General features: G+C 71.8%; 9 protein-coding genes. 4 read left to right on the forward strand and 5 right to left on the reverse strand.

Going from position 1 to position 10,941, the window contains the following annotated elements; all coding sequences use genetic code 11:
* A partial coding sequence (locus tag ACFXB5_RS35835; protein ID WP_385216084.1) for a helix-turn-helix domain-containing protein occupies positions 1-402 on the reverse strand: 402 nt, incomplete at its 3' end.
* Positions 403-587: 185 nt separating this feature from the next.
* The gene (locus ACFXB5_RS35840; RefSeq protein WP_385216086.1) at positions 588-1,469 is read right to left on the reverse strand and encodes an alpha/beta hydrolase; all 882 of its coding nucleotides are present in this window, start codon (positions 1,467-1,469) and stop codon (positions 588-590) included.
* Here ACFXB5_RS35840 and ACFXB5_RS35845 point away from each other — a divergent pair.
* The 3 genes from ACFXB5_RS35845 (at position 1,468) to ACFXB5_RS35855 (ending at position 6,839) form a co-directional block, all read left to right on the forward strand.
* On the forward strand, positions 1,468-2,250 hold the full coding sequence (locus ACFXB5_RS35845) for a helix-turn-helix transcriptional regulator (RefSeq protein ID WP_385216155.1): 783 nt from the start codon (positions 1,468-1,470) through the stop codon (positions 2,248-2,250). The two genes, ACFXB5_RS35840 and ACFXB5_RS35845, sit on opposite strands and share 2 nt — an antisense overlap.
* 112 nt (positions 2,251-2,362) lie before the next feature.
* Complete coding sequence (locus ACFXB5_RS35850; RefSeq protein WP_385216089.1) at positions 2,363-3,511, forward strand: serine hydrolase domain-containing protein; 1,149 nt, start codon at positions 2,363-2,365, stop codon at positions 3,509-3,511.
* Positions 3,512-3,707: 196 nt separating this feature from the next.
* The gene (locus ACFXB5_RS35855) at positions 3,708-6,839 is read left to right on the forward strand and encodes a discoidin domain-containing protein (RefSeq protein WP_385216091.1); all 3,132 of its coding nucleotides are present in this window, start codon (positions 3,708-3,710) and stop codon (positions 6,837-6,839) included.
* Between the two features lie 134 nt (positions 6,840-6,973).
* On the opposite strand, the gene ACFXB5_RS35860 is transcribed toward ACFXB5_RS35855, so the two are convergent.
* The 3 genes from ACFXB5_RS35860 to ACFXB5_RS35870 form a co-directional block, all read right to left on the reverse strand.
* Positions 6,974-8,389: an amidase gene (locus ACFXB5_RS35860; protein WP_385216093.1), complete on the reverse strand. Its 1,416-nt coding sequence runs from the start codon at positions 8,387-8,389 to the stop codon at positions 6,974-6,976.
* A 72-nt stretch (positions 8,390-8,461) separates the two neighbouring features.
* Positions 8,462-9,208 (reverse strand): hypothetical protein, encoded by a 747-nt coding sequence (locus ACFXB5_RS35865; RefSeq protein WP_385216096.1) that lies wholly within the window; start codon positions 9,206-9,208, stop codon positions 8,462-8,464.
* Between the two features lie 275 nt (positions 9,209-9,483).
* Positions 9,484-10,407 carry a helix-turn-helix transcriptional regulator gene (locus tag ACFXB5_RS35870; protein WP_385216098.1) on the reverse strand — a complete coding sequence of 308 codons (924 nt, stop codon included), beginning with the start codon at positions 10,405-10,407 and terminating at the stop codon, positions 9,484-9,486.
* 145 nt (positions 10,408-10,552) lie between these two features.
* On the opposite strand from ACFXB5_RS35870, the gene ACFXB5_RS35875 reads away from it, so the two are divergent.
* Positions 10,553-10,941: aldo/keto reductase (locus tag ACFXB5_RS35875; RefSeq protein ID WP_385216100.1), on the forward strand; the 389-nt coding region annotated here is incomplete at its 3' end.

Below are 10,941 nucleotides of genomic sequence, written 5' to 3' on the forward strand. Positions count from 1 at the left end.
GATCGTGGAGTGGTCCAGATCCGGGATGTCCTCGACCAGCGCGACGTGCTTCTCCAGCAGGCGCAGCGACCACCGGGCATGTCCCTGGGGCGGCGTCGAGCACGCCAGCGCGATCAGCCTCGCCTCGACCTCGCCGGTCACCGGGGAGGGCACCGGCGGGCATGCGCGTTCCTTCCGGCCGACCGTGGCCCACACATCGCCGCCGGTCTCCGCGTACCGCTTCGAGATCAGGCGGACCGACTCGCACGAGACCCCGACCCGCTCTGCGATCACCGCCCGCGGATCGACCTCGCCGACCGACGTGTCCAACGCGAGCAGCACCCGCGCCCGTCTGATCATCGATGCGCTGCGCACCCCCGTCGTCGTCACCCGCACCAACGCCCGACGATCCTCGACACTCAACGCAACCGGATACTTCTTCTGTGAGGACACGGCACCCCTGCCCGGCCGAACGGAAGCGACAAGGGGAGCTTGCCCGGCCCCCAACTCCACCAATCAGAACAATACTTAGCCACGACAATCTACTAGAGAGCGTCTTTGTGGGAATTCTGTGGTCCGAGGCGGCGCCCGCGGATGCCCGGATCGCGTCAGGTCCTGGCGGTCCGCGACCGGTCAGGCCGGTGTACCGCCGTGTGCGCCACGTGAATGACATCCGCGAGGGCGGTCGGCTGGGAGAGGAACGGTGAGTGCGAGGAATCCATCTCCACAATCGTCGTCGGCTGGGTGGAAACAGCGTCGATTTCCCGGACCATGAGGCGTTGCGACGTGGGCCGTATGGCGTTGTCCCTGGTGCAGACGACGTAGCTGTGCGGGATCGAACCGTACCGTTCGGCGGTCACCTTGATCGGCTCGGCGGCGACGCCGGCGGGTGCGTCCGTGCTCAGCAGCGAGATCGCCGCCTCGGCGGTCACCTCGTCGGTGACGTCGTTGTAGAACGTCTCGCGGATGACGGCCCGACGATCGCTGTCGCCCGTGTCGTAGCGCAGCGCACCGACCGACGCCGGGTCCGTCGAGAGCCCGCCCGCCACCATTTCTCCCGCGTTCTCCGGCATGCCGATGTACTGCGCCGTCGGCGCCCCACTGACCGGGGCGAACGCCGCCACGTACATGAGTTCGGCGAACAGTTCCGGCGCCTGTTCGGCCGCGGCGGTCGCCACGGTGCCGCCCATGCTGTGCGCCACGACCAGACACGGCCGGCCGCTTCCGATCCGCCGCACCTGCTCGACCAGGCTCGCGGCCGCGGAGGACGCCGTGATCCCGGCCACCGGCGAGGGCTCCGCGGCGTACGCGTCGGCATCGAACGGACGCCCCCATCGCGACCGGGGCGAGCGGCTCTTCAGACCGTGTCCGTCGAGGTCCACGGCGACCGAGGCGACACCGCGGCTCGCGAGTTGCTCACCGACCAGGCTCCAGCACCAGTTGCCGTGCCAGAAACCGTGAACGAGAACGACAGGGGTCGTGGCTTCCATGCTCTTCCTCTTTCTCCCCCGGCGCAGGACTCCCGGGCTGCGCCGCGACGAGGTGGCGGCGATGGCCAACATGTCCACGGCCTACTACGAAAGTCTCGAGCAGGCACGTGGCCCCCAGCCATCGGTCGCGATACTCGCGAGCATCGCGACCGCCCTGCGGCTGACACCCGACGAACGGCATCATCTGTACCTGCTGGCCGGGCACGCGCCGCCGACGACGGCCGAGCCCCCGGACTGCCTCGACCCGGGGCTGTCGTACACGCTGGACGCGGTGGCGGCCACGACACCCGCGCTCATCTCCGACGACCTCTCCAATGTCCTGGCACAGAACCCTTTGAACGTCGCCCTGTTCGGCACGTTCGCCGACCGGCCCGGCCACGCGAGGAACCTGACCTGGCACTGGTTCACCTCCGCGCACTGGCGTTCCGTACTGCGCTCGGCGTCGCCGCAGGAGGAAGAGGCCACCAGACTGTTGTACGTGGCCGACCTCAGGGCCACGGTCACTCAGCGTGGCCACGATCCCGCCGCCGCGACACTGGTCTCCGATCTGCGGGAAGCCAGTGCGGAGTTCGCCGGGATGTGGGACCAGCACCGGGTGTCGACGCTGCGCTGCTCGACGAAATCCGTGTTCAACGAGCAGGTGGGGCGCCTTGATCTGGACTGCGTCGTCCTCGCCAGCCCACTGTCCCGGCAACGGCTTCTCGTGCTGCAACCCGTGCCGGACACGAAGACCATGGACCGCCTGAGCCGCCTCCAGTTGTTGATCAACGGCGGTCGCTAACGTCCAGCCTCCGCACCGTCGGGCCACCTTGGCCGCCGACTCATTTAATCCGCATGCCGCCCGCTTTTGTCCGGGCGCCTTGATGGCGCGTCAGGTGTTAGCGTGAGCCGCCATGAGCAACATAGCCGGCAGGCACGACGCCCGATTCGACACCGTCCGCGCCAAGTTCGAGCAGAACGTGGCCTCCGGCGAGGAACTGGGCGCGTCCCTGGTCCTCGACATCGACGGCGACGTCGTCATCGACCTGTGGGGCGGCTTTCGCGACCCGGCCCGCACCGTGGCGTGGGACGAACACACCATCACCAATGTGTGGTCGACCACGAAGACCGTCACCAGCCTGGCGGCGCTCATGCTCGTCGATCGTGGCCATCTCGACATCCACGCCCCGGTGGCCGAGTACTGGCCCGAGTTCGCCGCCAACGGCAAACAGGGCGTCGAAATCCGCCACCTTCTCTCGCACACCTCCGGGGTCGCCGGTCTCGACCAGCCCGCTGTGCTCGCGGATCTCTACGACTGGGAGAAGTCCACCGCCCGGATGGCCGCTCAGGCCCCGTGGTGGGAGCCGGGAACGGCCTCGGGCTACCACTTGTCGAACTTCGGTCACTTGCTCGGCGAGGTCGTCCGCCGGGTGAGCGGAAAGCCCCTGAAGCGGTTCGTCGCCGAGGAGATCGCCGGCCCGCTGGGCGCCGACTTCCAGATCGGTGCCGCCGAGGAGGACTGGGGCCGGATCGCGAACGTGATTCCGCCGCCCCCCATGCGGATCGACGCCGGCGCCCGGGGAGCGGACAACCCGGGCGTCAGGGCCGCGACCGGACCCTTCATGGAGGCGGACGACGCCAACACACCGGACTGGCGCCGCGCGGACATGGGCGGGGTGAACGGGCACGGCAACGCTCGCTCCGTCGCACGTATGCTGTCCGCGATCGCCCGAGGTGGTGAGGTCGACGGCATCCGCCTGCTCGGCCCGGACACGATCGATCTCATCTTCAACGAGCAGGCCAACGGTGTGGACGTGGTCCTCGGCATCCCGCTGCGCTGGGGTGTCGGCTATGCGTTGCCCAAGAAGGACACCATCGCCTGGATCCCCGACGGAAAGATCTGCTTCTGGGGAGGCTGGGGCGGGTCAATGATCATCATGGACCTCGAGCGGCGCATGACGATCTCCTACATGATGAACAGGATGGCCCCCGGCATCATCGGTTCCGACCGAAGCGGCGCCTACGTCACGGCCATCTACGACGCGCTCCGGAACAACACCTGACGCCGCATTCCGCTTCGCATCGGCTGCCCGGCGGGCGGCCGATGCCTCTTCCGGCGAGTGCGGCCGGCGGCCTCCCCGGGGTCGTCGGTCGGCCGGTGAATGGCTGACGTCACACCCGTTGACGCGCATACCGGGTTCGCCGAAGAATGTGCGACGCCCTCTGACAACGTTGTCTAGCCTTCCGAGGTGTCGTTCCGTGTCGCACCCATCCCTGCCCCTCGACCGCCGCCGCTTCCTGCACCTCGCCGGTCTCACGGGCGCGCTGGCCGCCATGCCCCCGCTCACCGGAGCCGCGAGCGCCCACGCGGCGCAGGGCCGTGACGACACCCCGCCCGACGCCGTCGCGGCCACCTATCTGCGGGTGCTCCTGGACCACACCCGGTGGTCCGAGACGCAGTGGGACGAGGCCCAGGGCCACTACACCGCCAAGGACTTCGGGTTCGCCGTGGTCCTCGGCAACGCGGTCCTGCTCACTCACGGCACCTACGACGCGGCGCGCGCGGGCACCGACCGGGAGACCCTCGAGCGGCGCACGCTCGCCACCATCCGTCACTTCGCCGCGTCGAACCGGCTCACCGGCGGCGACGAGTGGGGCCGCACGCTCTTCTTCGACACCACCTTCCAGTCGTACTTCGTCCTCGCCGCCCGGCTGCTGTGGAAGGACCTCGACACCGCCACGCGGCGAAACGTCGAGACCATCGTCCGCGAACAGGCGGCCTACACCGCGTCGTTGGGCAGCGGCGACGACCCCGCCTCGGGCGACTGGACGCCGAACGGCCTGAGCGGCGGACACGTCGGCGACACCAAACTGGAGGAGATGGGCCTGTACGCGCAGACCCTCGCACCGGCGCTCGCGTGGGCGCACGACGACCGCCGCGCCGCCGACTGGGCCACGTGGTACGGCGTCTGGTCGCGCAACGAGGCGGGGCTGCCGCCCGCCGACCTCGCCAACCCCGCCCGCGTGGACGGCGTCGCCGTCTCCGAGAACACCGCCCGCAACCTGTACGACACCTTCATCGTCGAGAACCACGGCTCCTTCGGCCCGCACTACCAGGAGGAGCTGTGGCGCACCTCCGGCCGCAACGCCGCGCACTTCCTGGCCGCCGGACGCCCCCTCCCGCAGGTCCTCGCGCGGCAGCCGAACGCCCAGCCGCTGTGGCGCACGCTGCTGGGCGTCATGAGCGACGCGGGCGAACCGCTGATGCCGATGGTCGACGACCGCGAGCACCTCTACGGCAGGGACGTCATCCCGCTCGCCTTCCTCTCCCAGGTGATGCGCGACCGGGCCGCGGCGCGCGCGGAGCAGGAGCTGGCGTCACGGCTGGAGGCGTACCAGCGGTACCCGCCCGAGCACCGGATGGCGAAGTTCTCGGGGGAGCCGAAGTACGAGCCGGAGGCACGCGCCGAAATCGCGATCAGCTATCTGCTGCACGTGTGGGCGGCGGCGTCCGGGCGGCCCGTCAAGGCGCTGTCGCGCGAGGAACTGTTCGCGCGGGCCTCCGGTGTCACGGACTTCGGGACCGGCCCCGGACTGGTGTCGCACCAGTCGCGAACCGCGTGGGCCGGTGCCGTGACGAAGCCCGGGTTCGTGAAGTTCGCCTGGCAACCGGGGCATGACGACTGGCTGTTCCGGATCGGCGGCGCGACCCCGATGTTCCTGCCCGCCACCGCCGCGAAGGTCCAGGGCCGTACCGTGCGCGTGTACGAGTCCCCGCGCGACGGCTTCGACGGCAGCGCGACACTCCTGCGCCTCGACGGCGGCTGGGCCGGGTTCGCGACGCTCCCGACGGGCTCGATCGTCTACGCGAGCGGCGGCACCGCCGACGCGGAGGGCCACCTCGAGGTGCACAACCTGACGATGCCCGGTATGCCGGGGCTCGACGGCGCGCGCACCTACCGCTTCGAGGAGGGCGAGTCGACCGTCCGCGCCCGCGACACCGCCACCGGAACACCCGCCGGACGGGTCGACGACGTCGGCTTCACCCCCACGACGGTGCGCCACGTCCGCATGCTCGGCGTGCGGCCCGACCCGGCCTACGGATACTCCCTGTACGCCTTCGAGGTGCGGGACGGCGCCCAGGGCGCGGACCTCGCGCGCGGCGGGTCCGCCACCGCCTCGTCGGCCGACACCGGGAAGGGCGCGCCGCTCGCGGTCGACGGCGACGCGGCCACCCGCTGGGCGGTGTCGAGGGCCGACCGTCCGCGCGCCGACAGCTGGCTGGCCGTCGACCTCGGCACCGAGCGCCGGATCGACCGGGTCACCCTGCGCTGGGAGTCGGCGGCCGGCCGCGCCTACCGCGTCCAGGGTTCCACGGACGGCCGGGACTGGCGGGACCTGGCGACCGGGCCGAGGCCCGCGGTGAGCAGCCGTGGCGGCTGGCTCGACATCGATGGACGCGCCGGGCTCGTGGTGCGTGACGGCCGGAACCCGATCGGTGTCTACGACGACAAGATCGTCCTCGGCGACGGCCCGGCGGCACCTCTCCTCGTCGAGGGCTTCCCCGGCACGTCGGCCGGGAAGCTGCGCGCGATCGCCCGGGGGACCGCGCCCACGGCGGAGGCCACCGAGGTGCGCACGACGCTGACGGACGGGCACCTGACCCTGTTCAACCTCTCCGGCGAGTCCGTCCGGACGCTGATCGCGATCCCGCGCACCGGCACGGACACGGTGGTCTTCGAGGGCACCCAGAGGCTGACCGCCGACGGCACGTCCTTCGAGGCCGCGCTGCCCGCCGCCACGGCGGTCGTGCTGCCCCCGCGCTTCACGCTCACCCCCCTCACGAGCCGACGCCTGCCGTCGGGCCTGCGGGTCCAGGTCGTCGACGGCGCGACCGTGCGCCTGTCCGGGGCCGCCTGCGCCCTGCGCGTACGGGCCCAGGGGCGCAGCCAGGTCGCCGTCGTCAGAGCGGACCGGACGATCACCGTCGTCCTGGCAGGTGCGGCCCCCCATCCGCACGACGACCTGGCCCTCGGCAGGTCCGTCTTCCCCACGAGCCCGCTGCCGGAAGGCATGTCCGACCCCGCGGCGGCGGTGGACGGCGACGCCCACACGGCGTGGCGGCCGGGCACGCGCGGCCGCATGGTCGTGGACCTCGGCGCGGTCCGCCCGGTCCGCCTGGTGGAGACCGAGTGGACGGCGGCACCGGCGCCGGGCGCGAGGGCCGGCTTCAGCACGGACGGCATCACCTACCGGGACGCCGGAACCCTCACCGGCCGGGGCCGCGTGCGCCGGCTGACCGCCTCCGAGACGGCCCGTTACATCAGCCTCGAGGCCGACGGGTCGGCGCCTGCGGCGGTGTCACGCCTGCGGCGCCTGACGGTGCGCTGACCGCTCCGCGCCCACCGGGCCACGCGAGGCGGGGCCTTCGCCCACCGAGGGCGCGCGGGCGGGCGGGGACGGCGGCCCACAGGTGAGCGAAGGGGCGGCGGGGCGAGTCCCCTCCGGATGGATCGGCGGCCGGGTCAGGTGAGGTCGGGGTGGCGGTGCCGGACCGGGCTGATTTCCTCCAGCGCCGCGCCGAGCCGCAGGATCGTCGCCTCGTCGTACCAGCGGGAGACGAGCTGGACGCCGATCGGCAGTTTCCCGCCGGTGGCTCCGAAGGGAAGGGAGAGCGCGGGCAGGCCGGTGAGATTGAACGGGACCGTCGCGCGCATGATGCCGCGTGCCGGGACGGTGACGTCGCCGACCTCGAATGTCTCCCGGGCGTGCGGCGGCGCGGGGATGGGGCACACGGGGCACAGCAGGATGTCGTAGTGCTCGAAGTACCCGGAGAACATCGAACTGAGCGCCTCGACCCGTTGCTGGGCGGCGACATAGTCGGTCAGCGTCACATCCGGCGCGGTCAGCGCGCGCCGGATGACGCTGTGCAGCTCGGACTCGCGGCCGGCGACGGCCCGCCGGAAGTACGGCACGACCTCGGCGGTGAACAGCACCGCGCTCAGCGCGGTCGCGTCAAGGGTCTCCAGCTCGGGGAGTGGGGCCGGTCCGACCGCGCAGCCCAGGGTGCGCAGGGCGTCGGCCGCCGCGGCGACGGTGGCCGCCACCTCGCGATCCACCGGGCCGAAGGCGGGCTCGGTCGCCCAGCCCACCCGCAGCCCGGGTATGTCCCTCGGTCCGGACAGGTCGGCGGGGAGCGGGTGGTGGTGCCGCACGTAACCGTCGACACCGTCGGGTCCTGCGAGGACCCTCAGCGCGGCCGCGATGTCCCGCACACTGCGGGCCATTGGACCGACGTGCCAGTAGCGCCGGGGAACCTCGGGCCAGTGGCCGGTGACCGGGACGCGGCCCCGGGTGGCCTTCAGCGCGACGATGCCGGTGTCGTGGGCCGGCCCCCGCACCGAGATGGCGACATCGCTGCCCAGCCCGAGCGGGGACATCCCGGCGGCAATCGCGGCTGATTCCCCGCCACTTGATCCGCCTGGAGTCCGCTCGTGGTCCCAGGGGTTGAGCGACCTGCCGGTGATGACGTTGTCAGTCTCGGTCCAGTAGGAGAACTCGGGCAGGTTCGTCTTGGCCAGTGGAATCCCGCCCGCCGCCCGGAGTCTGGCCACCACGGTCGCGTCTCCGGCCGGAACACGGTCCCGGAACAGGGTCGAGCCGCGTGCGGTGACCACCCCCGCCACATCCAGCGAGTCCTTGACCGTGAACGGGACGCCGTGCAACGGGCCCAGAGCCGTGCCCGCCCGCACGGCCCGGTCGGCGGCGCGCGCCGCGTCGAGTGCCCGCTCGGCGGTCACCGTCACGGCGTTGATCTTCGGGTCGACCGCCGCGATACGGTCCAGATGCGCCCGCACCACTTCCACGGCGGATACCTGTCGTTCTGCGATGAGTGCCGCCAGCTCGCTCGCATCCCGGTAGTACAGCTCGCTCTCGCCCACAGGCAGGCCCTTCCGCCGTCAATAAGATGCAGGGCGCATCGACATTCGCAGCGTACGCCGCGGGCCCGCGTCTCAGCCGCGTACGGTCACGCCGTGGCGTGTGCGCAGACGGTGCAGCTCCCACAGGGAGAGTCCGGTCACCGACAGCGGGCCGCCGAGCAGGGAACAGAGCTGGGCCCACAGCGGCCCGTTGGGCATGCCGCTCCCGGTCAGGTTGAAGGCGGCGATGATCCAGACCATCACCACGGTGAGCACGGCCGGCAGCGCGGCGTGCACGTAGGCGGTGTTGAAGGCGGAGCGGGCGACGTACGCCGAGGCCAGGAAGAAGAACGGCAGTCCCCACAGTACGAACACGAGCGCGGGGACGGCGGCCACGAACAGCCACACCCCGTGCAGCCCTTCCAGCACTTCGGGGTTGGCCGAGATTGCCCACAACGTGGCGGCGAGGACGGCCACGGTCAGGACGTACCAGCCGACGGTCTTGGCCGGGACACTGAGCCGGGAGCGCAGCAACCGCCGCCGCTCCGCGGGCGCGTAGCGGATGAAGACGGCGATGACCACCGGTCCGGCGATGAGGAGCAGGACCGGGGTCACGATGAGTTGGGCGGCACTCTCGCCGGCCTGGTTCTTCAGGTCGTCGTCCGATCCGTAGGTGTAGTAGAGCGCGAGCGTCGCGAGGACGCCGAGCACCGTGCGGGTGATCTGGACGCGGTCGACCACGGGGTCGTGGACACGTCCGCCGCCGTCCTGGTCGAACAGTTTCCGCGCGGGCCGGTGCGCCAGGCGGAGCAGGGGGACGAGGAAGGAGAGGAAAGGCACCCGCCGGTACCAGCGCCGACCCGCGGGCGCCGGACGGTAGGGCCCGGGTGGCGGGGGTGGGGGTGGGGGCGGGGGCCCGTAGGGGTTCGGTGGTGGCCCGTACGGGTCCGGTGTCGGCGGCGGCCCGTACGGACCGGGTGCCGGCGGCGGTCCCCAGCGGTTGCCTCCCTGCCCGGGGTCGTTCGGCAGACCCCATCCCCCCGTTGCCATCGCGGCTCCTCCTCGCCCATGCGCTCGAACGCGCGTTTTTCGCCAGTTGGCCGGGGAATTGTAGGTCACGAAGACGAACTGCGCCCCGCCCGGTCGTTGGGCGGTTCGGCCTCGGCCGCGCCGGCGGCCCGGGAATGGTCGGGCTGGTACGGGGGGCTGCTCCAGCCTGCGAGGAGAGCCAGCCGGTCCGCGGAGGGAGAACCGGGTTCGGCGGTGTAGATGCCGAGGGTCTGGTCCGGGTCGTCGGTGGCGGTGAAGGACTCGTAGCCCAGGACGAGATCGCCGACGAGGCAGTGGTGGTAGCGCTTGATGCCGTGAGTGCGCTGGAAGACGTCGTGGTCGGCCCACCAGCGGCGAAAGTCGGGATCTTGCACCGAGAGCTCGCCGACGAGTTCGGCCAGGGCCGGATCGTGGGGGTGGCGTCCCGCGTACAGGTGCAGGGAGGCGACCACTCCGCGGGCACCGTCCTCCCAATCGGTATGCAGGGCGCGCATCTGCTCGTCGAGGAAGATGAGCCGGGCCATGTTGCGGTGACGCGCGGGCAGTGCGTCGAAGTCGGTGTACAGGGCCCGAGCGAGCCGGTTGCCGGCCAGCACGTCCAGGCGCCGCCCCAGGACCAGGACCGGAACGTCGGCGAGGGTGTCGACCAGCAGTCGCAGACCTGGGCGCACGCGCTGCGGCGGCAGCGGGCGGGGCAGGGCACGGGACGGGCGCGCGATCCGGAACAGGTGTGCGCGCTCCAGGTCGTTCAGCCGCAGGGCGCGGGCGAGGGCGTCCAGGACCGCGTCCGAGACGTGGGGGTGGCGCCCGCGCTCGACCCGGATGTAGTAATCCACGCTGACCCCGGCGAGCTGGGCGACCTCCTCGCGCCGCAGGCCGGGCACTCGCCGGGCGCCGGGGTGCGGAGGCAGCCCCGCCTCCCCGGGAGTGATCCTCGCGCGGCGCGAGCGCAGGAATTCCCGCAGTTCCGCATTGACCTCCTGACCCATGGTTCCACGGTAGATGCCGCGTACCCCGGCGCACAGCCGCGAGGGGGGCCCACCCGGACCCCCGGTTGAGCCAGGTCTCCCACCTGGGCCGATGTCCGCGTTTGGCTGGCAGCACACCCACCGGAGACCCAGGAGGCAAGCTGTGATGAGGCACCGGATTCTCGGCGGCATCGGCATGTCGGTGAGCCAGTACGCGCTCGGCACGATGATGTTCGGCGCGATGGGCAACACCGACCACGGTGAGTGCGTCCGCATGATCCACACCGCGCTCGATGCCGGTATCAACATCATCGACACCGCGGACGTGTACTCCGGCGGGGAGTCGGAGGAGATCGTGGGCAAAGCCCTCAAGGGCCGCCGCGACGAGGTCGTGCTGGCCACCAAGTTCGGGCTGGCCATGGGCGACGACGCCAACCGGCGCGGGGGGGGGGGGGGGGGGGGGGGGCGCGGCCCCGGCGCCGCCCCCCCCCCCCGGGGCACCGCCCCCCACCCCCACAACACCAAAACCACCCCCCCCCCCGCCCCCCCCCACAC

The sequence above is a fragment of the Streptomyces sp. NPDC059455 genome, from assembly GCF_042750115.1.
GTDB lineage: Bacteria > Actinomycetota > Actinomycetes > Streptomycetales > Streptomycetaceae > Streptomyces > Streptomyces endocoffeicus.